This window comes from Enterobacter chuandaensis (assembly GCF_039718975.1).
Taxonomy (GTDB): Bacteria; Pseudomonadota; Gammaproteobacteria; order Enterobacterales; family Enterobacteriaceae; genus Enterobacter; species Enterobacter chuandaensis.
In genome coordinates this window covers 2,864,252-2,887,224 of the sequence record NZ_CP097173.1, presented here as the reverse complement: position 1 = coordinate 2,887,224, position 22,973 = coordinate 2,864,252, and the positions used below count along the sequence as shown (strand labels likewise).

At 53.8% G+C, this 22,973-nt stretch carries 26 protein-coding genes and 3 tRNA genes; 18 read left to right on the top strand and 11 right to left on the bottom strand.

What is annotated here, in order from left to right; genetic code table 11:
- Positions 1-17: 17 nt before the first annotated feature.
- The 8 genes from fliB to sdiA all read left to right on the top strand — a co-directional run bounded on the left by fliB (position 18) and on the right by sdiA (position 7,042).
- On the top strand, positions 18-1,223 hold the full coding sequence (gene fliB / locus MX657_RS14060) for a flagellin lysine-N-methylase (protein ID WP_346805992.1): 1,206 nt from the start codon (positions 18-20) through the stop codon (positions 1,221-1,223).
- 129 nt (positions 1,224-1,352) lie between these two features.
- A complete protein-coding gene (locus tag MX657_RS14055) occupies positions 1,353-2,072 on the top strand; it encodes an RNA polymerase sigma factor FliA (RefSeq protein WP_014170714.1) in 720 nt (239 codons plus the stop codon).
- Between the two features lie 54 nt (positions 2,073-2,126).
- Positions 2,127-2,678 carry a flagella biosynthesis regulatory protein FliZ gene (gene fliZ, locus MX657_RS14050; RefSeq protein WP_346805991.1) on the top strand — a complete coding sequence of 184 codons (552 nt, stop codon included), beginning with the start codon at positions 2,127-2,129 and terminating at the stop codon, positions 2,676-2,678.
- 86 nt (positions 2,679-2,764) lie between these two features.
- On the top strand, positions 2,765-3,565 hold the full coding sequence (gene tcyJ / locus MX657_RS14045) for a cystine ABC transporter substrate-binding protein (protein ID WP_119915941.1): 801 nt from the start codon (positions 2,765-2,767) through the stop codon (positions 3,563-3,565).
- 107 nt (positions 3,566-3,672) lie between these two features.
- Positions 3,673-4,659 carry a D-cysteine desulfhydrase gene (gene dcyD / locus MX657_RS14040; protein WP_119915940.1) on the top strand — a complete coding sequence of 329 codons (987 nt, stop codon included), beginning with the start codon at positions 3,673-3,675 and terminating at the stop codon, positions 4,657-4,659.
- 21 nt (positions 4,660-4,680) lie between these two features.
- A complete protein-coding gene (tcyL, locus tag MX657_RS14035) occupies positions 4,681-5,349 on the top strand; it encodes a cystine ABC transporter permease (protein WP_119915939.1) in 669 nt (222 codons plus the stop codon).
- Entirely contained in the window at positions 5,346-6,098 is a 753-nt protein-coding gene (tcyN, locus tag MX657_RS14030; protein WP_041909387.1) for an L-cystine ABC transporter ATP-binding protein TcyN, read from the top strand. Before tcyL ends, tcyN begins: the two co-directional genes overlap by 4 nt.
- A 221-nt stretch (positions 6,099-6,319) precedes the next feature.
- The gene (sdiA, locus tag MX657_RS14025; protein ID WP_080329514.1) at positions 6,320-7,042 is read left to right on the top strand and encodes a transcriptional regulator SdiA; all 723 of its coding nucleotides are present in this window, start codon (positions 6,320-6,322) and stop codon (positions 7,040-7,042) included.
- A 66-nt stretch (positions 7,043-7,108) separates the two neighbouring features.
- Here sdiA and MX657_RS14020 read toward each other — a convergent pair whose 3' ends face one another.
- Both MX657_RS14020 and MX657_RS23715 read right to left on the bottom strand, forming a co-directional pair.
- On the bottom strand, positions 7,109-7,333 hold the full coding sequence (locus MX657_RS14020; RefSeq protein WP_080329513.1) for a DUF2594 family protein: 225 nt from the start codon (positions 7,331-7,333) through the stop codon (positions 7,109-7,111).
- A gap of 25 nt (positions 7,334-7,358) precedes the next feature.
- Entirely contained in the window at positions 7,359-7,412 is a 54-nt protein-coding gene (locus MX657_RS23715) for a hypothetical protein (protein WP_418885776.1), read from the bottom strand.
- Positions 7,413-7,797: 385 nt separating this feature from the next.
- Here MX657_RS23715 and uvrY point away from each other — a divergent pair, with 385 nt between their 5' ends.
- The 6 genes from uvrY to MX657_RS13990 all read left to right on the top strand — a co-directional run bounded on the left by uvrY (position 7,798) and on the right by MX657_RS13990 (position 11,334).
- Positions 7,798-8,454 carry a UvrY/SirA/GacA family response regulator transcription factor gene (gene uvrY, locus MX657_RS14015; RefSeq protein ID WP_013096026.1) on the top strand — a complete coding sequence of 219 codons (657 nt, stop codon included), beginning with the start codon at positions 7,798-7,800 and terminating at the stop codon, positions 8,452-8,454.
- Positions 8,451-10,283, top strand: coding sequence for an excinuclease ABC subunit UvrC (gene uvrC / locus MX657_RS14010; protein ID WP_041909391.1), 1,833 nt, complete (start codon positions 8,451-8,453; stop codon positions 10,281-10,283). The genes uvrY and uvrC overlap by 4 nt, the downstream gene beginning before the upstream one ends.
- A gap of 56 nt (positions 10,284-10,339) precedes the next feature.
- On the top strand, positions 10,340-10,888 hold the full coding sequence (pgsA, locus tag MX657_RS14005; protein ID WP_041909393.1) for a CDP-diacylglycerol--glycerol-3-phosphate 3-phosphatidyltransferase: 549 nt from the start codon (positions 10,340-10,342) through the stop codon (positions 10,886-10,888).
- 152 nt (positions 10,889-11,040) lie between these two features.
- Positions 11,041-11,116: transfer RNA gene (locus MX657_RS14000), tRNA-Gly, on the top strand.
- Positions 11,117-11,162: 46 nt separating this feature from the next.
- Positions 11,163-11,236: transfer RNA gene (locus MX657_RS13995), tRNA-Cys, on the top strand.
- Positions 11,237-11,247: 11 nt separating this feature from the next.
- Positions 11,248-11,334: transfer RNA gene (locus tag MX657_RS13990), tRNA-Leu, on the top strand.
- 82 nt (positions 11,335-11,416) lie between these two features.
- On the opposite strand, the gene MX657_RS13985 is transcribed toward MX657_RS13990, so the two are convergent.
- The 5 genes from MX657_RS13985 to MX657_RS13965 form a co-directional block, all read right to left on the bottom strand.
- The gene (locus tag MX657_RS13985; protein WP_119915936.1) at positions 11,417-12,133 is read right to left on the bottom strand and encodes an ABC transporter ATP-binding protein; all 717 of its coding nucleotides are present in this window, start codon (positions 12,131-12,133) and stop codon (positions 11,417-11,419) included.
- Positions 12,130-13,005: an ABC transporter ATP-binding protein gene (locus tag MX657_RS13980; RefSeq protein WP_119915935.1), complete on the bottom strand. Its 876-nt coding sequence runs from the start codon at positions 13,003-13,005 to the stop codon at positions 12,130-12,132. Before MX657_RS13980 ends, MX657_RS13985 begins: the two co-directional genes overlap by 4 nt.
- Positions 13,002-14,276 (bottom strand): high-affinity branched-chain amino acid ABC transporter permease LivM, encoded by a 1,275-nt coding sequence (livM, locus tag MX657_RS13975; RefSeq protein WP_119915934.1) that lies wholly within the window; start codon positions 14,274-14,276, stop codon positions 13,002-13,004. The genes MX657_RS13980 and livM overlap by 4 nt, the downstream gene beginning before the upstream one ends.
- An 11-nt stretch (positions 14,277-14,287) precedes the next feature.
- A complete protein-coding gene (locus MX657_RS13970; RefSeq protein WP_119915933.1) occupies positions 14,288-15,202 on the bottom strand; it encodes an ABC transporter permease subunit in 915 nt (304 codons plus the stop codon).
- Positions 15,203-15,301: 99 nt separating this feature from the next.
- The gene (locus MX657_RS13965) at positions 15,302-16,423 is read right to left on the bottom strand and encodes a branched-chain amino acid ABC transporter substrate-binding protein (RefSeq protein ID WP_346805990.1); all 1,122 of its coding nucleotides are present in this window, start codon (positions 16,421-16,423) and stop codon (positions 15,302-15,304) included.
- A gap of 416 nt (positions 16,424-16,839) precedes the next feature.
- On the opposite strand from MX657_RS13965, the gene MX657_RS13960 reads away from it, so the two are divergent.
- Positions 16,840-17,508, top strand: coding sequence for a YecA family protein (locus MX657_RS13960; RefSeq protein ID WP_119915932.1), 669 nt, complete (start codon positions 16,840-16,842; stop codon positions 17,506-17,508).
- A gap of 33 nt (positions 17,509-17,541) precedes the next feature.
- Here the strand turns inward: MX657_RS13960 and tyrP are convergent, their stop codons facing one another.
- The 3 genes from tyrP to yecR all read right to left on the bottom strand — a co-directional run bounded on the left by tyrP (position 17,542) and on the right by yecR (position 20,038).
- Positions 17,542-18,753, bottom strand: a complete 1,212-nt coding sequence (tyrP, locus tag MX657_RS13955) for a tyrosine transporter TyrP (RefSeq protein WP_119915977.1) — start codon at positions 18,751-18,753, stop codon at positions 17,542-17,544.
- A gap of 244 nt (positions 18,754-18,997) precedes the next feature.
- Positions 18,998-19,495 (bottom strand): non-heme ferritin, encoded by a 498-nt coding sequence (ftnA, locus tag MX657_RS13950; RefSeq protein ID WP_119915931.1) that lies wholly within the window; start codon positions 19,493-19,495, stop codon positions 18,998-19,000.
- 204 nt (positions 19,496-19,699) lie between these two features.
- The gene (gene yecR / locus MX657_RS13945) at positions 19,700-20,038 is read right to left on the bottom strand and encodes a YecR family lipoprotein (protein ID WP_080329502.1); all 339 of its coding nucleotides are present in this window, start codon (positions 20,036-20,038) and stop codon (positions 19,700-19,702) included.
- Positions 20,039-20,291: 253 nt separating this feature from the next.
- Here yecR and MX657_RS13940 point away from each other — a divergent pair, with 253 nt between their 5' ends.
- The 3 genes from MX657_RS13940 (at position 20,292) to MX657_RS13930 (ending at position 21,492) form a co-directional block, all read left to right on the top strand.
- Complete coding sequence (locus MX657_RS13940) at positions 20,292-20,930, top strand: RpiB/LacA/LacB family sugar-phosphate isomerase (protein ID WP_080329501.1); 639 nt, start codon at positions 20,292-20,294, stop codon at positions 20,928-20,930.
- A gap of 118 nt (positions 20,931-21,048) precedes the next feature.
- Complete coding sequence (gene azuC, locus MX657_RS13935) at positions 21,049-21,132, top strand: stress response protein AzuC (protein WP_014884364.1); 84 nt, start codon at positions 21,049-21,051, stop codon at positions 21,130-21,132.
- Between the two features lie 108 nt (positions 21,133-21,240).
- Positions 21,241-21,492 (top strand): DUF2766 family protein, encoded by a 252-nt coding sequence (locus tag MX657_RS13930; RefSeq protein ID WP_008500405.1) that lies wholly within the window; start codon positions 21,241-21,243, stop codon positions 21,490-21,492.
- A 42-nt stretch (positions 21,493-21,534) separates the two neighbouring features.
- Here MX657_RS13930 and MX657_RS13925 read toward each other — a convergent pair whose 3' ends face one another.
- Positions 21,535-22,878 carry an anaerobic C4-dicarboxylate transporter gene (locus MX657_RS13925; protein ID WP_080329500.1) on the bottom strand — a complete coding sequence of 448 codons (1,344 nt, stop codon included), beginning with the start codon at positions 22,876-22,878 and terminating at the stop codon, positions 21,535-21,537.
- Positions 22,879-22,973: the final 95 nt, after the last annotated feature.

Below are 22,973 nucleotides of genomic sequence, written 5' to 3'. Positions count from 1 at the left end.
ATTTTGAGGATCCGCCCGTGAAACAGATCGTTATTACCCAGCCTAAACTGGTCGCAGATTTTTCCTGTGTCGGTGGGGAATGCCGTGAACATTGTTGTCAGGGCTGGACCATCGCGTTCGATAAATCCTCCGTCAACCGCTATCTCAACAGTAAAAACGCGGCAATTCGCCAGACGGCGAAGACGGGAATTAAAGTTACCAAAAAACAGTACGGCCACTGGGGTGAGGTGATTTTCCATACGGAGAGTAAAAACTGCCCGTTTATGGATACCGATAAGCTCTGCTCAATTCATGGCGCGATGGGCGCTCAGGCCTTAAGCCCGACCTGTTCGTCATTTCCCCGGACAAACCGGGTCTATAAAACCGAAATCGAAAAATCCCTCAACCTCTCGTGTCCGGAAGTGACCCGTCTGCTGCTGAACGATCGAGAGTCGATGGCGATGATGGAATTCGTCAGCGTTCAGCAGGACGTGAATAATGCGCCAGCGATGGATTTGAAGATTAAGGTCATCAATCTCTTCTGCCAGAACCTATTCAGCGTTGAGGCGGTGAGCGTTGAAGAACAAGTCTATGCCGTGGTGAAATTCCTGATGGTGGCTGAAAAGCTCGAAAAACTGGAAGAGAATATCAGCACGCTCGAAACGGTATATTTTTCGCTGGTGAACGAGCTGGTGAGCGGCAAAATCAAGACGGAGTTAGGCGGGTTTAATCAGAACTACAGCCTGAAATTCGCATTAATCTCGCTCATCCAAAGCTACTTTACGAAGAAAGCGACGGCCCGCGGTGGCGCCGTATTAAACCGTTATTTTGATCAGCTTTATAAACAGTTTAACTCTGTCGATGACACCCTTCCGGCAGAAAAAGTGATGGAGAACATCGAGTCCGTCTGGCGCGATGTGGCGGGCAGTTACCTGGCGGAAAACGATCACCTGTTTAAAAACTTTTTTAAATACAAGCTCTGGCAGCAGGGCTTCCCGCAGAACAATGGCCGCAGCATGTTGAATAATCTTTATTTAATCGTTGCGGAGTTCTATTTCCTCAAATCGCTGCTTGCCGGGCAGGCCATCGTCGCGGGGAAAATTGAACAAGACAATATTATTGACGTTATTTACAGTTTCCACTCCCTGAGCCAGCATAATCAGGAAGCCGGAAAGCTCTTTCATCAACATATAGATAGCGTCAAACTGGGCGACGATCTTTCATTGTTGCAACTGTTAATTTAGCCAGGAAAGTTGCCCCAGCTGTGGGCAACCTCAGAATAACCTCACTTTATCCCCCTTTTTCATCCAATTGAACGCCCTGCAGAATCGGATAATCATGCCGATAACTCAACTAACGCAGGGCTGTTTATCGTGAATTCACTCTATACCGCTGAAGGTGTAATGGATAAACACTCGCTGTGGCAGCGTTATGTCCCGCTGGTGCGTCACGAAGCATTGCGCCTCCAGGTGCGCTTGCCGGCGAGCGTGGAACTTGACGATCTGCTACAGGCGGGCGGTATCGGGTTATTGAATGCAGTTGACCGATACGACGCTCTGCAAGGAACGGCATTTACGACTTACGCAGTTCAGCGTATTCGTGGTGCGATGCTGGACGAGCTGCGCAGCCGGGACTGGGTGCCGCGCAGCGTTCGCCGCAACGCGCGCGAAGTGGCGCATGCGATGGGGCAGCTGGAACAGGAACTGGGACGCAACGCAACGGAAACAGAAGTGGCGGAACGTCTTGGCATTGCTGTTGAAGAGTATCGTCAGATGTTGCTCGATACCAATAATAGCCAACTCTTCTCTTATGATGAGTGGCGCGAAGAGCATGGCGATAGCATCGAGCTGGTGACGGATGAACACCAGCAGGAAAACCCGTTACACCATTTAATGGAAGGGAATTTACGCCAGCGCGTAATGGAAGCGATTGAGGCTCTGCCTGAACGCGAACAGCTGGTATTGACCCTTTATTACCAGGAAGAGCTTAACCTCAAAGAGATTGGCGCTGTTCTGGAGGTGGGAGAGTCGCGGGTGAGCCAGCTGCACAGCCAGGCCATTAAACGCTTACGAACCAAGCTGGGTAAGTTATAGGTGATTGATTCACCTGAAAAATGCCGCACAACGTATTGACAACCAGGAGTTATCATGACGGTGCAGCAATCTAAAAGACGGCCTTTAAGCCGCTACCTGAAAGACTTTAAACACAGCCAGACGCATTGCGCCCACTGTAACAAATTACTCGATCGCATCACGCTGGTTCGCCGCGGCGAGATCGTGAATAAAATCGCGATCTCTCGTCTCGACACGTTGATGGATGAAGCCGCGTGGCTCGAAGAGCAAAAAGAGTGGGTGGCGCTTTGCCGTTTCTGTGGCGATCTCCACTGCAAAGAGCAAAGCGACTTCTTCGACATCATCGGCTTCAAACAATTCCTGTTTGAACAAACGGAGATGAGCCACGGCACCGTGCGCGAATATGTGGTTCGCCTGCGCCGCCTCGGGCAGCATCTGACCGTTAACAATATCTCTCGCGATCTGCTCAAGACCGGTTATCTGGATGAGAATCTGGAGCCGTGGCTGCCTGCAACCAGCACCAACAACTACCGAATTGCGCTGCGCAAGTACGCGCAATATAAGGTGCAAATGCCGGGTGCCGTGAAGCAGAAAGCGCTCGCCGGAACAACTTCTGATATATATTAAAAAAGAATAAGATGTAGCGCAGTCGCCTTTGACCTTGCAGGCGATTTCTCTACACTACGTAAAAATTCCACTATATCGGGGTATTTATGAAATTAGCACTTCTGGGTCGTCAGGCGCTGATGGGAGTTATGGCCGTCGCGCTGGTTGCGGGCATGAGCGTGAAAACGTTCGCTGCTGAAAACCTGCTGAATAAAGTAAAAGAGCGCGGTACGTTGCTGGTCGGGCTGGAAGGAACCTATCCTCCGTTCAGCTTCCAGGGTGATGACGGCAAGCTGACCGGTTTTGAAGTGGAATTTGCAGAAGAACTGGCGAAACACCTCGGCGTCAAAGCGTCCCTGAAGCCGACCAAATGGGACGGTATGCTGGCGTCGCTGGACTCCAAACGCATTGACGTGGTGATTAACCAGGTAACCATTTCTGACGAGCGTAAGAAGAAATATGACTTCTCCACGCCGTATACCGTGTCCGGTATCCAGGCGCTGGTGAAGAAAGGTAACGAAGGCTCCATCAAATCCGCTGCCGATCTGAAAGGCAAAAAAGTCGGTGTCGGTCTGGGAACCAACTACGAAGAGTGGCTGCGTCAGAACGTTCAGGGCGTGGATATCCGCACCTATGATGATGACCCGACGAAATATCAGGATCTGCGCGTGGGCCGTATCGACGCCATTCTGGTTGACCGCCTGGCTGCACTGGATCTGGTCAAGAAAACCAACAATACCCTGGCGGTAGCGGGTGATGCCTTCTCTCGTCAGGAATCCGGCGTGGCCGTTCGTAAAGGTAACGAGGATCTGGTGAAAGCCATTGATGCCGCCATTGCCGATATGCAAAAAGACGGAAGCCTGAAGGCGCTGTCCGAGAAGTGGTTCGGGGCTGACGTCACCAAATAAGTCTCTGACGTGAAAAAAAGGCGCTTTTAAAAGCGCCTTTTTTATTTCTTACGCGTCTGCGTGCATAATGAAAAATATCACATTTTGTCTGAGTTACCGGAGAACCCATGTCACTACAGAATTTAACGCGCTTTCCCCGTCTGGAGTTTATCGGCGCGCCGACGCCTCTGGAGTATCTGCCGCGATTTTCTGATTATTTAGGACGCGATATTTTTATTAAGCGCGATGACGTGACGCCGATGGCGATGGGGGGCAATAAGCTGCGCAAGCTGGAGTTTCTGGCGGCTGACGCGCTGCGCGAAGGCGCGGATACGCTTATTACTGCCGGGGCAATTCAGTCTAACCACGTTCGTCAGACGGCGGCCGTGGCGGCAAAGCTTGGCCTTCACTGCGTGGCCCTGCTGGAAAACCCGATTGGTACGAAGGCAGAAAATTATCTGACCAACGGTAACCGTCTGCTGCTGGATCTGTTCAATGTGCAGGTTGAAATGGTCGATGCGTTGACTGACCCAAACGCACAGCTTGACGATCTGGCCACGCGCCTGGAAGCGCAGGGCTTTCGTCCGTATGTCATTCCCGTCGGCGGCTCGAATGCGCTGGGCGCGCTGGGCTATGTGGAAAGTGCGCTGGAAATCGCCCAGCAGTGTGAAGGGGCGGTGAGCCTCTCGTCCGTGGTGGTTGCCTCCGGAAGCGCAGGCACCCATGCCGGGCTGGCGGTAGGGCTGGAGCAGCTGCTCCCGGACGTCGAGCTGATTGGCGTGACGGTGTCCCGCAGCGTTGCGGATCAGAAACCGAAAGTGGTCACGTTACAGCAGGCGGTCGCAGAACAGCTGGAGCTGACGGCAAAGGCCGATATCCTGCTCTGGGATGACTATTTTGCACCGGGTTACGGCACGCCTAACGAAGAGGGAATGGAAGCGGTTAAGCTGCTGGCACGCCTCGAGGGTATACTGCTTGATCCGGTTTATACGGGCAAAGCGATGGCCGGGCTTATCGATGGCATTGCGCAGAAACGCTTTAAGGATGAAGGGCCGATTTTATTTGTGCACACCGGCGGGGCGCCCGCGCTGTTTGCTTATCATCCTCATGTCTAAAAATCAGGTCGAAAAATAATAATGCAAGAAAGTATTCAACTGGTTATTGATTCCCTGCCGTTCCTGCTGAAAGGTGCGGTGTTTACATTACAGCTCAGTATCGGCGGGATGTTCTTCGGGCTGGTGCTGGGCTTTGTGCTGGCCCTGATGCGCATGTCGTCCATCCTGCCGGTACGCTGGCTGGCGCGCTTTTATATCTCCGTGTTTCGCGGCACGCCGCTTATCGCTCAGCTCTTTATGATCTACTACGGTTTGCCGCAGTTCGGCATCGAGCTCGATCCCATCCCGGCAGCGATGATTGGCCTGTCGCTTAATACGGCGGCATACACGTCCGAAACCCTGCGAGCGGCGATCTCGTCAATCGATAAAGGGCAGTGGGAAGCGGCGGCCAGTATCGGGATGACGCCGTGGCAGACGCTGCGTCGCGCCATTCTGCCGCAGGCGGCACGCGTGGCGCTTCCGCCGCTGAGCAACAGCTTCATCAGCCTGGTGAAAGATACCTCCCTGGCGGCGACCATTCAGGTGCCGGAGCTGTTCCGTCAGGCGCAGCTTATTACCTCCCGCACCCTGGAAGTCTTCACCATGTATCTGGCCGCCTCGCTGATCTACTGGGTGATGGCGACGGTGTTGTCTGCCCTGCAAAACTACTTTGAAAACCAGCTTAACCGCCAGGAGCGTGATCCAAAATGAGTGCTATCGACGTCAAAAACCTGGTGAAAAAATTCCACGGTCAAACGGTGCTGCACGGGATCGATCTTGAAGTCGAGCAGGGCGAAGTGGTGGCGATTATCGGGCCGAGCGGTTCGGGAAAAACCACGCTGCTGCGCAGTATTAACCTGCTTGAACAGCCGGAAGGGGGCACCATTCGGGTTGGAGAAATAACCATTGATACCGGTAAATCCATCAGCCAGCAGAAAGGGTTGATTCGCCGTCTGCGTCAGCATGTTGGCTTTGTGTTTCAGAGCTTCAATCTTTTCCCGCACCGCACGGTGCTGGAAAATATTATTGAAGGGCCGGTCATCGTAAAAGGTGAGCCGAAAGAGGAGGCGACGGCACGCGCCCGTGAACTGCTCGCCAAAGTTGGGCTGGCAGGGAAAGAGACCAGCTACCCGCGCCGTCTGTCGGGCGGGCAGCAGCAGCGCGTGGCCATCGCACGCGCGCTGGCGATGCGCCCTGACGTGATCCTGTTTGATGAACCGACCTCCGCGCTCGATCCCGAGCTGGTGGGTGAGGTGCTGAATACCATCCGCCAGCTGGCGCAGGAAAAACGCACCATGGTCATCGTCACCCATGAGATGAGCTTTGCGCGCGACGTGGCGGACAGAGCCATCTTTATGGATCAGGGGCGGATTGTGGAGCAAGGACCGGCGAAAAGCCTGTTTGCCAATCCTCAGCAGCCGCGAACCCGCCAGTTCCTTGAAAAATTCCTTATGCAGTAGCATTTTTGCACTCATTTGCTCCAGAAAGTTCTTCTGGAGCAAATTATTCTCGTTCTACGCCCGTAAGCGTGTTTTTTTATTCCACCCGGCTCGTTTAAAGCTTATCAATAGCGCAGTTAATTGTGCTATTGCCGATATTTTGTAGTTAGAAATAAGTTTTATGTGTTAGGTTATATTCACCATAATAATGATTATCTTTTCAGAGGCTTCTTTTAGTAAGTATGAAGGATTCAGACTTTTTCACCTGGCGACGGGATTGCTCCCTCCGGTTTCAGGAATTGACCTGTGCCGACGAGGTATATCAGGAACTTCAGCGACAAACTCAGGCGCTGGAATTCGATTATTACGCACTTTGTGTGCGCCATCCTGTGCCATTTACGCGACCTAAAATTTCTGTGCATACTACTTATCCGCAACAGTGGCAGGCGCAATATCAATCAGAGAACTATTTCGCCATCGATCCCGTGTTAAAGCCGGAGAATTTCATTCAGGGCCATTTGCCCTGGACGGACGCATTATTCGCCGATGCGCAGGATTTATGGAGCAGCGCACAGGACCACGGTTTACGCACGGGAATAACGCAATGCCTGATGCTGCCTAATCATGCGCTTGGCTTCCTGTCGGTTTCCCGTACTAGCGCGCAGGAAGGACCGTTTTCCAGCGAAGAAATAGAACTGAGGCTGCAAATGCTGGTGCAAATGGCATTACTCTCTCTGTTGCGTTTTGAAGATGAGATGGTCATGCCGCCAGAAATGAAATTCAGCAAACGTGAGCGTGAAATTCTGAAATGGACTGCTGAAGGGAAGACGTCGGCGGAAATAGCCATCATTCTCTCTATTTCAGAGAATACGGTTAACTTCCATCAGAAGAATATGCAGAAGAAATTTAATGCGCCGAACAAGACGCAGATTGCCTGTTACGCTGCGGCAACGGGGATGATCTGATTAGACAATACGTTCTGCGTGACAGACGAACGAACGGCTGAATGCACTGCATCCAGCCGTTTTTTGTTACTGGCGGTAGGCTTGTTTGATTTGCTTGACGGTATTAGCAAATACGGCCGATTCCGCCTGGTCTTCCATCTGCGCGATTTGTTTTTCCATTTTAATGATCACACGACCAGCGTCAGCCTGGCCCATCGCCTGCAGCATCAGCGTTAGCAGCGCTTTCAGGCAGTTTACTTCCTGTGCCAGTTCCTGGTTATTCTCCGCAGTGGCAAAATCAGGTGTGCTCATTTATTTTCCTCATTATTAAACGGCGCTAAAGCGCGACGACGAAAGTCAAGGCGGCGGAGTATACCACAAGCTGCAGCAAAAAATGCAGTGGTTGTTTTTCGTACTTTTCCGCCGCTGTTTATTTGCGTAAACACAGCCTGTCGCTAAACTGTGGCGAGCCATGACTATTAATTGTTTAAGCCCGGTTCGCTTGCCGTTAATTATTGTTACAAAAATTTGAGAACTGTTTTTTAGCGCGGATTGCCTGAAAGCTTTTTGTAACTTTTTGAATACAGATGCTTAAAAATAGCCGCAAAAGCCCTGCTTGTACGGGCCCGCTTTCCACGGACTGTACAGGCTAATTTCCAAAAACGAGAGCGAAATCGAATAGCCGGTTTTTTAACGTTTTAATCTTGTGAGGAAAACCGTTAATATAAACCAAATTATCACTCAGTAGCGTTATCCCTATTCTGGAGACATTTCCTTTGATCAACGTCCTTCTTGTTGATGACCACGAACTGGTGCGCGCAGGGATACGACGCATTCTTGAAGATATTAAAGGTATTAAAGTTGCCGGTGAGGCGTGCTGTGGGGAAGATGCCGTAAAATGGTGCCGCACGAACTCGGCCGATGTGGTGTTAATGGATATGAACATGCCCGGCATCGGTGGTCTTGAGGCAACACGCAAAATCGCGCGTACCTTTGTTGATACGAAAGTCATCATGCTGACCGTACACACGGAAAACCCGCTGCCTGCGAAGGTGATGCAGGCGGGCGCAGCCGGTTACCTGAGCAAAGGCGCCGCACCGCAGGAGGTCGTCAATGCTATCCGTTCCGTGTTTGCCGGACAGCGTTATATCGCCTCTGACATTGCCCAGCAGATGGCGCTGAGCCAGATCGAGCCCGAAAAAACGGAATCGCCGTTTGCCAGTTTGTCTGAGCGTGAATTGCAGATTATGCTGATGATCACCAAGGGTCAGAAGGTGAATGAGATTTCCGAACAGCTGAATCTCAGCCCGAAAACGGTGAACAGCTATCGTTATCGGATGTTCAGTAAACTGAACATTCATGGTGATGTTGAACTGACTCATCTGGCCATCCGACATGGTTTGTGTAACGCGGAGACGTTGTTAAGTCAGTGAGTGATGTATTCGATTCAAAAGCATTTCTGAAAACCGTAACCAGCCAGCCAGGCGTCTATCGGATGTATGACGCTGGCGGTACGGTTATCTATGTGGGGAAGGCAAAAGATCTTAAAAAACGCCTTTCCAGCTATTTTCGCAGCAACCTTGCCTCCCGTAAGACTGAAGCGCTGGTCTCACTCATTCAGAATATTGATGTCACCGTCACGCATACCGAGACGGAAGCGCTGCTGCTTGAGCACAACTATATAAAGCTCTATCAGCCACGCTACAACGTGCTGCTGCGGGACGACAAATCCTATCCGTTTATCTTTCTGAGTGGCGACACCCATCCGCGCCTGGCGATGCATCGTGGTGCTAAACATGCGAAGGGTGAATATTTCGGCCCCTTCCCGAACGGCTATGCCGTGCGGGAGACGCTGGCGCTGCTGCAAAAAATCTTCCCGATCCGCCAGTGTGAAAACAGCGTTTACCGCAATCGCTCGCGCCCGTGTCTGCAGTACCAGATTGGGCGCTGCCTTGGGCCTTGCGTCGCGGGGCTGGTCAGTGAAGACGAGTATGCGCAGCAGGTGGAGTATGTACGCCTGTTCTTAGCTGGCAAAGACGATCAGGTCTTAACCCAGCTGATTGCGCGGATGGAAAAAGCCAGCGCCGCGCTTGAGTTTGAAGAGGCTGCGCGCATCCGCGACCAAATCCAGGCGGTGCGCAGAGTCACTGAGAAACAGTTTGTCTCGAATACCGGTGACGATCTCGACGTTATCGGTGTCGCCTTCGACGCCGGCATGGCCTGCGTGCATGTGCTGTTTATTCGCCAGGGCAAAGTGCTCGGCAGCCGCAGCTATTTCCCGAAAGTGCCTGGCGGTACCGAGCTGGGCGAAGTGGTGGAAACCTTTGTCGGCCAGTTTTATCTGCAGGGAAGCCAGATGCGCACGCTGCCCTCTGAGATCCTGCTCGATTTTAGCCTCGACGACAAAACGCTGCTGGCCGATTCGCTTTCCGAACTGGCAGGACGTCGGGTCAATGTTCAAACCAAACCGCGCGGCGACCGGGCACGCTATCTGAAGCTGGCGCGGACCAACGCGGCGACGGCGCTCACCACGAAACTGTCCCAGCAATCGACGGTCAGCCAGCGTTTAACCGCGCTGGCGACGCTCCTGAAGTTGCCGGAAGTCAAACGTATGGAATGTTTCGATATCAGCCATACGATGGGGGAACAGACGGTGGCGTCCTGCGTGGTGTTTGACGCCAACGGCCCGCTGCGCGCCGAGTATCGCCGCTACAATATCACCGGCATCACGCCGGGTGACGACTATGCCGCCATGAATCAGGTGCTGCGCCGTCGCTACGGTAAAGCGATTGAAGAGAGCAAGATCCCGGACGTCATTCTTATCGACGGCGGGAAAGGGCAGCTGGGTCAGGCAAAAGCGGTCTTTGAGTCGCTCGACGTTGAGTGGGACAAAAACCATCCGCTGCTGTTAGGCGTGGCGAAAGGGGCGGATCGTAAGGCCGGTCTGGAAACGCTGTTCTTTGAGCCAGAAGGCGAGGGCTTTAGCCTGCCGCCGGACTCCCCGGCGCTGCATGTCATCCAGCATATTCGCGATGAGTCGCATGACCATGCCATTAGCGGCCACCGCAAAAAGCGGGCGAAGGTCAAAAACACGAGTACGCTTGAGACCATTGAGGGCGTGGGACCGAAACGCCGCCAGATGCTGCTGAAGTATATGGGCGGATTGCAAGGATTACTCAACGCCAGTATGGAGGAAATTGCAAAAGTGCCGGGTATTTCGCAAGGGCTGGCAGAAAAGATCTACTACTCGTTGAAACATTGAGGGCTCTGTAGCAACATAGAGCTAAATTTTACTGACAACAAATAGTTACCGTCACTATGCAATATAACATCCCTACGTTGCTCACTCTCTTTCGTGTTGTGCTCATTCCGTTCTTTGTGCTGGCGTTTTACCTGCCGGTCGTCTGGGCGCCCTTTGCCTGCGCACTGATCTTCCTTATTGCTGCGGTAACGGACTGGTTTGATGGTTACCTGGCGCGCCGCTGGAACCAAAGTACCCGTTTCGGTGCGTTTCTCGATCCGGTAGCGGATAAAGTGATGGTGGCGATTGCGATGGTGCTGGTGGCTGAACACTATCATACCTGGTGGGTAACGCTGCCAGCGGCAACCATGATCGGCCGCGAGATCATCATCTCTGCGCTGCGTGAATGGATGGCGGAGCTGGGAAAACGCAGCAGCGTGGCGGTGTCCTGGATCGGTAAAGTGAAAACAACTGCCCAGATGGCTTCGCTGGTCTGGATGCTCTGGCGCCCGAACGCCTGGGTCGAGTGGGCAGGGATTGGTCTCCTGTGGGTGGCGGCAGTGCTGACGTTGTGGTCAATGCTGCAATATTTGAACGCTGCGCGCGGGGATTTGCTTGATCAGTGATCGTTTCGCCGTAATTTTCAGCAAACGATCCAGACAAGCAAAAAATAACGTTGACTCATCACGTCATATCAGTAGAATGCAACGCATCGAACGGCGGCACAGCAAGCCGGACGATAATGAAATCAAGTAGTTAGCAGTTAACTTGATGACATGCGGGAATAGCTCAGTTGGTAGAGCACGACCTTGCCAAGGTCGGGGTCGCGAGTTCGAGTCTCGTTTCCCGCTCCAGATTAAAGACATGCGCAATAGCGGGTGTCAGCTTGAAAAGTTTTACGGCGCGTTAGCAAAGCGGTTATGTAGCGGATTGCAAATCCGTCTAGTCCGGTTCGACTCCGGAACGCGCCTCCACTTTCTTCCCTGGCCGGATGGTGGAATCGGTAGACACAAGGGATTTAAAATCCCTCGGCGTTCGCGCTGTGTGGGTTCAAGTCCCACTCCGGCTACCATGGGAAACAAAGAATAATCAAAGCAATAAGCATTGTCGTGAAACCACCTACGGGTGGTTTTTTTGTGCATGAAATTTACGGATCACACCCCGCCCAAATACGCCTTCCTCACCTCCTGATTCCCCAGCAGCTCCTCACCGCTGCCGCTCAACCGGATCTGCCCGTTAACCATCACATATCCGCGGTCGGAAAGCTTCAGCGCGTGGTGCGCATTCTGCTCTACCAGAAAGATGGTCATGCCGTTGCGGGCCAGTTCGCGCAGCGTCTGGAAGATCTGCTTCACCACTATCGGGGCTAAGCCCAGGCTCGGTTCATCCAGCAACAGCAGCTTCGGACGGCTCATCAGCGCCCGGGCGATTGCCAGCATCTGCTGTTCCCCGCCGGACATGGTCATTGCGCGCTGTTTGCGCCGCTCCTTGAGGCGAGGGAAAAGGTCAAACATGGTTTGCATATCCTCAGCCGCAAACTGGTTGCCGATCGGGATGGTCCCCATCAGCAGGTTCTCTTCAACGGTCATATCCGGGAAGATTCGTCTGCCTTCCGGCGCCTGCGCAATGCCGCCGGACGCGACGTAGTGGGTAGATTTGTGACTGATGTCTTCACCACTGAAAAGGATCTGCCCGCTGCGGATGCGCGGCTGTCCAAAGATAGACATCAGCAGCGTCGATTTGCCCGCGCCGTTTGCGCCAATCAGCGCCACGGTCTCACCTTTATTAACCTCAAGAGAGACCTGCTTCAGCGCCTGGATGACGCCGTAGAACACATCCACCTCGCGAAAGGCCAGCAGCGGTTCGCTCATAGGGTCACCTCGCTTTCGTCCGTGCCCAGGTAGGCAGCAATCACCTTTTCATCATGCTGGATCTGCGCGGGCGTTCCCCTGGCAATGACATCCCCGTGGTCGAGCACGATAATGTCGTCCGAAATCTCCATCACCATCCCCATATCATGCTCAATCAGTAATACCGTGATGTCATGACGATCCCGCAGAAAGCGAATAATGCTGCTCAGCTTGTGCGTTTCAACCGGGTTAAGCCCGGCGGCGGGTTCATCCAGGCAGATCATCTCCGGCCCGGTACACATTGCTCGCGCAATTTCCAGACGTCGCTGCTGGCCGTACGACATCTCTCCCGCCAGGCGATTGGCGCACTCCACCAGATCCACCACCTCCAGCCAGTAAAAGGCTCTGTCCAGGGCGTCGCTTTCCGCACGCCGGTATGCCGGTGTATTCAAAATCCCGGCAAGCAGATTGCGGTTAACGCGCATATGCTGCGCGACCAGCAGATTTTCCACGACCGACATCTCGCGAAAAAGACGGATATTTTGAAACGTGCGCGCCAGCCCGGCGCGGTTGACCAGGTGCGTTCCGCCAAACATTTTGTAGAACAGACGCTGCCCGAGCTGCGCGGGGTTAATCCAGTCGCCCGGCTGGAATTTTTGTCCAAGGACCTGAATAACGTTGGTGGTCTTATTGCGGGTAGCAAATAAAATGTTGCCGCCCGAGGCCTTATAGAAACCGGTCAGGCAGTTGAACACGGTTGTTTTGCCCGCCCCGTTTGGCCCGATAAGGGCGGTTATAGAGCCGCGCTGCACGTCCAGATTAACGTCGTTTAGCGCCTTGATCCCGCCGAAGTGCATCATCAGATGTTCAACGCGCAATATCGTTTCGTTCATGGCGCCACGCCCTTACGCACGGCAAATCCGCTGCGATTAATGCGGATCAAACCGCGTGGACGCCAGATCATCATCACCACCATCAGCATGCCAAACAGCAGGACGCGGTACTCGGCAAAACTGCGCAGCAGTTCCGGCGTAACCGTAAGCACAAAGGCGGCCAGCACCACACCAAGCGTAGAGCCCATACCGCCCAGCACCACGATGGCGAGGATCAGCGCCGATTCAAAGAAGGTAAAGGAGGTCGGGTTCACGAATCCCTGATAGGTTGCGAAGAATACCCCGGCAATCCCTGCGGTGGACGCACCCAGCGTAAAGGCGGAGAGCTTGACCAGCACATGATTTAATCCCATTGAGCGGCAGGCAATTTCATCTTCTCGCAGGGCTTCCCACGCCCGGCCAATCGGCATCCGCGTCAGGCGATGCTTGATGTAGAGCACCAGCATCACCACCAGAAACAGCACGGTATAGATAAAGATAAACTTCATGTTCGGGTTGTAGGTCAGGTGGAAAAACTCGTGAAAGGGCACGCCGCCTTCTTTCGCGCGTCGTCCAAACTCCAGGCCGAAAAAGGTGGGGGGAGGGGCCGACACGCCGTTTGGTCCCCCGGTGAAGGTCAGCCAGTTGTTCAGGATCAGGCGAATGATCTCTCCGAACCCGAGGGTGACGATCGCCAGATAGTCGCCGTGCATGCGCAGTACCGGGAAACCGAGCAGGGCACCGGCGGCGGCGGCCATGATTGCCGCCAGCGGCAGCATGCTCCAGAAGCCTAAACCGAGATACTGGTACCCCAGCGCCAGACCGTACGCGCCAATCGCATAGAACGCGACGTACCCCAGATCCAGCAGACCGGCCAGCCCCACGACGATATTCAGACCCAGGCCGAGAAGCACGTAGATTAGCCCGAGAATGGCGACGGTCAGCACATATTTGGTGGCGACAAACGGGAAGCAAACCGCAAGCGCAATCACCAGAGGAAGAATCCAGCGCATGCGGCTTTTGTATTCCGGTGGCCGGACATACACGCCTGCGCTCTCAGCCTCGAAGCGTGCCTGGAAACGGGTCCCCGCTGCCGTACCCAAAAAGGCGCTCAACAGAAAACGCCCCAGCATCACAATGCCGACTATCCAGGCCAGCCGCTGTCCGGCGAAGTTAAAGCTGTACCCGTCCAGCACCACGCCAGCAATGGGGCCGAAGATAATCAGCGCAATCAGCCCGGAGAAAATGGCGTCCAGAATGCAGCGCTTAAGCGAAAAAAAGTGCGATGTCATCATTCTCTCCCTCACACTTTGGCCACAACCGGACGCCCGAGCAGCCCCTGAGGCCGGAAAATAAGGATCATGACCAGCAGGCCGAACGAGAAGACGTCTTTATAGTCCGAGTTCACCATGCCTGAGAACTGGGCTTCCGCGACACCAAGGATTAGGCCACCGAGCATGGCGCCGGGGAGGGAACCGATGCCGCCGAGGACCGCAGCCGTAAAGGCTTTAATGCCGATCACAAAGCCGACGTAGAAATCAAAGGTGCCGTAATTCATGGTGATGAGCACGCCAGCCAGACCGGCCATCGCCGCGCCGATGACAAAGACCAGCGAAATAATCCGGTCGGTGTTAATGCCCAGAATCGAGGCCATCTTACGATCCTGCTGTACCGCGCGGCACATCCGGCCCAGCCGGGTATGGTTGATTATCCACGTAAGCACCAGCATGCCGACAAACGAGGCGAGCAGAATAAACACTTTGGTGTAGGTTATCTGCACGAATCCGTCGCCCAGATGCAGGCGAATCACGCCGTCGAGCATGGTCGGCACCCCTTGCTGGCGCGGGCCCTGGCTCAGCTGGGCGTAGTTTTGCAGGATAAGCGACATCCCGATGGCGGAGATTAGCGGCGCCAGACGTGTGGAGTTACGCAGCGGCTTGTAGGCGATACGCTCGATAGTCCAGCCGTACACCCCGGTTACCGCGATGGTGAACACCAGCGTACCCAGGATCAGCAGGGGGAAGGACTCGAGGCCGAAGAACGAGAGCAGCGCCAGGCCGATGGCGCAGAGATAGGCGGAAATCATATACACTTCGCCGTGGGCGAAGTTGATCATCCCGATAATGCCGTACACCATGGTGTAGCCGATGGCGATCAGGCCGTAAACGGAGCCCAGCGTTAAGCCATTAATTAACTGTTGCAGGAAGAATGTACTCATCTTAGCGCGCTCGTTTTATAGGCTGCGCGAGCCGCGCAGCCTGATGTTTATTACGCGCCGACGGGCAAGCCCGCCGACGTTGAGCGTGACTCCGTCCCGTTACTGCACTTCCTTATATTTTCCTTTGTCGTCCCACTGGTAAACCACGTAGTCAGAGACTTTCAGGTCGCCCTTGCTGTCCCAGGCTTTTTTGCCCATCACCGTGTCGACGGAATTGGCTTTCAGCCACTCGCTGGCTTTAGCGGAGTCCTTGCCGCCGGTGGCCTTGAAAGCAACGGCAATCGCCTGTACGGAAGCATAGGAGTAGAGGGTATATCCTTCCGGCTCGAATTTACCGGCGCGGAATTTCTCGATAACCGCCTTACCGTCCGGGATCAGGCGCGGATCTTTACCGAAGGTCATGTAAATGCCGTTGGTGTACTGTGGGCCGCCCGCTGCCGTCACCATCTCTTCGTTGACAATACAGTCGCCGGAGAAGAATTTCGCCTGCACGCCCTGTTCACGCATCTGGCGAACCAGCGGCCCGGCTTCCGGGTGACAGCCGCCGAAGAACACGACATCCGGTTTTTGCGCGCCGATCTTGGTGACCAGCGCGTTAAAGTCTTTTTCACCGCGGGATAAGCCTTCATACATCACATCCTTGACCCCGCGTTTCGCCAGCGCCGCTTTGGTGGCGTCTGCCAGCCCTTGTCCATAGGTGTCTTTATCGTGAATGATGACCACGCGTTTGGCTTTCAGCTTGTCGATGATGAAGTCGCTGGCGACCTGACCCTGCTGGTCGTCGCGGCCGCACATGCGGAACATGTCGCTCATGCCGCGTTCGGTGATCAGCGGGTTAGTAGAGCCGGGGGTAATCGCAATAATACCTGCGTCGCTATACACCTCGGAGGCGGGCATCGTGGAAGAGGAGCAGAAATGGCCGACCACGGCGTTGACCTTATCCTGGTCGACTAAGCGGTTGGCGACGGCCACCGCCTGCTTAGGCTCACACGCATCATCTCCCTGAACCAGTTTGATCTTCTCACCGTTAATACCGCCTGCAGCGTTAATATCTTCGGCGGCCTGCGTTGCGCCATGCCAGTACTGATCGCCGTAGGTGGCATTGGGGCCCGTGAACGGTCCGGCGACACCAATTACGATATCGGCCCGGGCCGAAAATGCCGTCACCAGACAACCGGCCAGTACAAGAGAAACAGGCGTTTTGATAAATTTCAGCGACATTATTATGTTCCTTAGCAAAGAGGTTTTTGCACCACGGCGTAAACCTGAACGCCCAGGGCGCAGCCAATCCAAAAACACGAGCAAGAACAAAATGCACTAAACAAACGGCATCCTGCGTGATACGGTGAGGTTTCCATGCGCAGCGTAGCGCGAAGAACAGCAAGCAAAAATGTTGCCAGAATGGTTAACCCCTTGAGGGGGTTATGACATGTTTGAGTATAGAGCGCCGCGTTATCACGCCCGGCGGCAGGAGAAGAAATTACAGCGGAGATCACACATCGTTAACAATAAAGCCCATAAGTTGTGCAAGGGTCACGATTTGCACACTTTTGCAGCAATAAAGACCTAAACTTCAGCCAGGGCAGACGTGCGATGTGTGGTAGGATCCTTTCCTTTTTTTATCAGGAGTGTCAGCGATGACGGAAGGTCCATTAAATGAAAGCGAAATGGCGTGGCTGGAAGAGACGTTAATGTCTTACGGCCATGACGATGCATCCGTGATTGACGTGTCCGAACTGGACGGCATGCTTACCGCAGTGCTTTCCGGCCCTGTTGTCGTTGAGCCAGATGCCTGGCTGGTGGCGGTGTGGGGCGGGGAGAAGTACATCCCGCGCTGGAAAAACGATCGTGAGATGAACCGTTTTATCGATCTCTGCTTTAAGCATATGAACGACATTGCCGAGCGTCTGAGCGAATATCCGGATCAGTTTGAGCCGATGTTCGGCTATAACGATGTTGACGGTGAGAGTTACACCGTGGTGGAAGAGTGGTGCTATGGCTACATGCGCGGCGTGGCGCTGACGGACTGGTCGGCCCTGCCGGAAACCCTGAAGGCCGATCTCGACGCGATTGCCCTGCACGGAACGGAAGAGAACAGCGAGAAGCTGGATGAACTGTCCGAAGAAGAGTATATCGCCAGCATCGAGCGCATCCAGCCTGCGGCCCTGCGTTTATATAACTACTGGGTGGAGAACCCGCAGCAGCCGGAAGCGAAGAAGCCTGTCGTGAACGGCACGAAGGTGGGGCGTAACGATCCGTGTCCTTGCGGCAGCGGGAAGAAGTTCAAGAGCTGCTGCCTGCACTGATAAAAAAGGGGCTAATGCTAGCCCCTTTAATATTTAACCCACCTCAGGCAGCATCCCGGCTGCAATCAACACCTGCACCAGAATAATCACCACCCCACAGCCAAACACCACGCACAGCAGCGGTTTCCCGCCTGCCACGCGGTATCCTTGCTGAGGATGCTGCTGGCGACTCTTCCATGCCAGCAGGGAAGGGAGCAACAGGGCCAGGACAGAGAGCGCCACCCCCGCGTAGCCCAGCGCCATCACAAACCCACGAGGGTAAAACAGCGCAAAGGCCAGCGGCGGCACGAAGGTGATGGCCCCGGTCTGTAACCGTCCGGCGGCGGTATTGCGACGCTGGAACAGATCGGCCAGGTAATCAAACAGGCCGAGCGCCACGCCCAGGAACGAGGTTGCCAGCGCCAGGTCGGCAAACAGGTGAACCGCCAGCTCCACGTGCGGCGAAGTGACCACCTCGCGCAGAGATAGCAGGAAACCGTTCAGGCCAGCGTGCTGCGCCATCAGCCCGACGAAGGTTGAAGCGTCAATGCTGCCCAGCGTTACCAGTTGCCAGAAAATATAGGCGATCAGCGGAATGGCGCTGCCGATAACAAACACACGACGCAGCTTGCGGATATCGCCGTTCATATAGCTGACGATGCTCGGTACGCTGCCGTGAAAACCAAACGAGGTGAAAATGACCGGGATGGCGGAAAGCGCCAGACCTTGTTCCAGCGGCAGCGTCAGCAGGTTCACCTTGTGCACGTGCGGCGCCAGCAGCGCCAGCATGATAACCAGAAACAAAATTTTGGCGCTGAACAGAAAACGGTTAAAGAGATCGACCAGCGAGGTTCCCACACAGACCACACCGCCGCCGATGAGCGCAAAGAAGATAGCCCCCGTCGCAGGGGTAATGTCAGAACCAAACCAGTCGTTGACGCTGGAGGCGATAAGCTCCCCGGCACCGCTGATATACGCAGCAGTGAGAGCGTACATCAGGAACATCATGCTAAAGCCGGTGATCCACTGGCCGTAGCGTCCCAGGTAGCGCGCCGCAAGCGAACCCAGACCGGTATCGGCGGGCACATGCTGGTAAACCTCAAGCAGCAGCAGTGCGGTGTAGCACATTAATGCCCAGAGCGTGCCAAGCAGCAGCAGGGTCATCCCAAATCCCACGCCTGCGGCAGCCAGAGGCATTGCCAGCATTCCTGCGCCAATCGTCGTTCCGGCGACGATAAATATACTTCCCAGGGTTCTGTTTTTCACGCTTTCCTCTACAACGACGCATAACCGCAACAAAATCTGCGGCGCAGAGTAAGGCAAAAGCGGTAATTCGTCAAACCACCGTTACAAGGGGTGTAATAAAAGCTTTACGTGTTGCGCTGCCGCCAACACTAAGTGGGGCGACACTCAGGCGTGACGTAAACAAGGCGTACGGGGAATAAAAGGCGTGTTTTGATGTGGGGGAAAGTAAATAAACGCGGTGCCGGTTTCCGGCACCGCGTTGATATTAATTCTGCGTATCGAGAGTCGACAGTTCTTTATCAATAAAGTAAAGACCTTCACCGGATTTACCCACCAGTGATAATTTATCCAGCACGGATTTAAACAGCTTCTCTTCTTCGTGCTGTTCCGCGACGTACCACTGCAGGAAATTAAAGGTTGGATAATCCTGGCCGATCATTGCCGCATGAACCAGTTCGTTAATTTTCTGGGTGATCAGCTGTTCGTGCTCGTAGGTAGCGCGGAACAGTTCATCAAGAGAATTATACTCGGCAAAAGGTGATGCCACGTTCTCGATGCGCGGCAGGCTGCCCGTATCGGTCAGATAATCGAACAGGCGCTGCATGTGGTTCATCTCTTCCTGAGCGTGACGACGCAGAAACGCGGCCGCACCTTCAAAGCTATGGTAGCTGCACCAGGCGCTCATCTGCTGGTAGAGAAGGGATGAATAGAGCTCAAGGTTCATTTGCGCATTGAGCTTGTCGATCATTTCAGTTTTCAGCATGGTGACGCTCCGGGTTATTATTTCTGGTTCACAATGAGCGACACTATAATTTGTTATTTAATTATTTGCAAAACGTAAAATTAAATATTTCTCAGTTCAAAATACGAATGGGAATAAAACGCATTGGCGATATTTTATTTCTATTAATGAGAATTGTTTTTGTTCTTAATTAAATAAAGCGCCAGCAATCGCTGGCGGCTTTGATTAATACCAGGGGTTATTTGCCTTAGGGTTAACGGCATACCCCATGCATTTATACTGGATAGTTACGCTCTCGTTCAGGCACAAAGAGCCGCTTGTCAGGGTACAGGTTTTGACCGGCTGCCCGTAGGCAGAAGCGGTGGCATAGCCCATGTTCTGACAGGCTTTTACTGCGGTACCGTTATTAACATATTCGTCGGACCAGGCGTTTTGCAGCACTGCCTGGCCGTAGTCGAGGCGGACAATGCCGTTCGGCGCGTCGAGGCTGCTGATTTCCGCCTGGCGGTTAACGCTGCATCCCGCGAGCAGCAGGACTGTACCGGCTACGATGGCTGTTTTCATGGTTCGCTCTGGGTGGATGGAAATACGTTATCGTACCCGCAGATGCCCGCTGCAATGCCAGGAATAGCCGGACAATCTACCCTCACTCTTTGCAACGGACGGCGTGGATCTTTCTCGTCAAAAAATTGTGAGCGCGCATTTAATTTTTAAAACTCCATTTCATTAACTTTGAAAGTCTGTTTGTTTGATGCCAGAATGAACGGGAACAGGTATCCATGGCGGGAGCGCCCGCAGCGCATTCTGGAGAGACAAGATGAAAATTGCACTGATGATGGAAAACAGCCAGGCGGCTAAAAACCCAGTGATATTAAAAGAGCTGAAAACGGTAGCCGATGAGAAAGGCTTCCCGGTTTACAACGTGGGTATGAGCGACGAAAACGATCATCACCTGACCTACATCCACCTGGGCATTATGGCAAGCATTCTGCTGAATGCGAAAGCGGTAGATTTCGTGGTTACCGGATGCGGCACCGGGCAGGGCGCGATGATGTCGTTGAATATTCACCCCGGCGTCATTTGCGGCTACTGCATCGATCCCGCCGACGCGTTTCTCTTCGCGCAGATCAACAACGGCAATGCGCTTTCGCTGCCTTTTGCCAAAGGTTTTGGCTGGGGAGCGGAGCTGAACGTGCGCTTTATCTTTGAAAAGGCCTTCACTGGCCGGAAGGGGGAAGGCTACCCGCCAGAGCGTAAAGAGCCCCAGGTGCGTAACGCGGGGATTCTGAACCAGGTGAAAGCGGCCGTGGTGAAAGAAAACTATCTGGACACGCTGCGCGCTATCGATCCTGAGCTGGTGAAGACCGCTGTTTCCGGACAACGTTTCCAGCAGTGCTTCTTTGAAAATTGCCAGGATAAGGCGATCGAGGATTTTGTTCGCGGTATGGTAGGTTAATGCGTATTGCGCAGATTAAATTGTGATGTGAGTCACAAAAATATTGATTTTTGTGACGATGGTCATATTATAGGCACATTGACAATAAAGTTGTATAACAAGTTAATGGAGCATCACAATGAAACTGCGCAAAATCCTGAAAAGCATGTGGGCCAATTACTGTCGCACCTTCAAAGACGTGCCGCCGGGCGCCATGTTCTGATAAAAAAACCTGCTTCGGCAGGTTTTTTTATCTCTGCAGGCGAGGAAGGGAAGATGTCAGGGGCTGCGTTTTGATACTATGGCGGCCTTTGAATAAGGAGAAAGCCCCATGTCACAAAACCTGAGCGCCGATCAGGAGCTGGTCTCTGACGTTGTCGCCTGCCAGCTGGTTATTAAGCAAATTCTGGATGTCCTGGACGTTATCGCACCGGTTGAAGTGCGCGAGAAGATGTCTACTCAGCTGAAAAACATCGATTTTGCCAGCCATCCCGCGGCTGCCGACCCGGTTACGCTTCGCGCGATCCAGAAAGCCATCGCACTGATTGAACTGCGCTTTACGCCGCAGGGCGAATCTCATTAAAAATGGCGAACGGGCGACAGCAGATGTCGCCCGTTGAAAACGTTAAAAGAAGGTCTGGACCAGCAGATAGCTCGCCGCGCAGGCGCAGCTCACGCCAATTAGCCCCGGCAGAATAAAGCTGTGGTTAATAATGAATTTGCCGATGCGGGTCGTTCCCGAACGGTCAAAGCCGATGCAGGCTAAATCACTCGGGTAGGTCGGCAGAACAAAATAGCCGTAGGATGCCGGGAAGAAGGCGATCAGCATTTTCGGATCGATACCCAGCATCAGGCCCATCGGCGCCACGGCTGTCAGGGCCGCCGCCTGGCTGTTCACCAGCTTCGACACCAGGAAAAGCACAATGGCATACGTCCACGGATGGCTTTTCACCACCCCTTCCAGCGCCAGTTTTAACTCATCGAGATGCGCCTGGAAAAAGGTATCGCTCATCCACGCCACCCCGAACACTGAGAAGATGGCCACCATACCCGCCTTGAATACCGCGCCGTTAGAAATCGAAGCAGCATTGACCTTACAGGCCATCAGCATCACGGCACCGGCAATGAGCATCATCATCTGAATAACGAGGTTCATCGACAGCGCCGTCATTTTACCTTTCAGCTCGAAGGCAGGGCGCAGTTCCGGGAACGCCCCGAGCAGGACCACCACCGCAATCCCGGCAAAGAAAATCCATGTCGACCAGTAGGCCTGCTTCGGAAAACGCTGGTTCATTAACGTCTCCGTGCCGCCATAGATAAACTCGCGCTGTTTAGGATCTTTCAGTTTTTCCTGAAATTCCTTATCGTCAGCCAAATCTTTTCCGCGGCGTAAACTCCACAGGGCCGCAATCGCGACGCCGAAAAGCGAAGCGGGCACCGATACAGCAAGGATTTCCAGGATCCCCCACGCGTGCCCAATCCCATGCTGCGCGGCCAGGATGGAGACCAGCGACACGACGGCGACGGAAACCGGCGATGCGGTGATCGCCATCTGCGATGCCACCGAGGCCACCGCCATTGGGCGCTCCGGGCGGATCCCTTTTTTCAGGGCGATATCCGCAATGATGGGGAACATGGTGTAAACCACATGCCCCGTGCCGCACAGAAAGGTCAGCATCCAGGTGGTAAAAGGGGCGAGAAGCGTGATGTGCTGCGGGTGTCTGCGCAGCAGGCGTTCAGCAAATTGCATCATGACGTTGAGGCCACCCGCGGTCTGCAGGGTGGCGGCACAACCAATCACCGCGAGAATGGTCAACATGACGTCAACCGGAGGCTTGCCGGGCTGGAGCCCAAAGACAAAACACAAAATAAAAAGGCCAATACCGCTGATTAACCCAAGCCCCATGCCGCCGAAACGTGTACCCGTCAGCAGACAGAGGAGAATGACAATAAACTCAATGGTGATCATGCTGCTCCCTCGTCAATGATTATGTAATTAAATAAATCATTACATTTTGCAAGGTTAATCATTGAGAGCGAGATCTGATTTGTTAAATTTCAGCA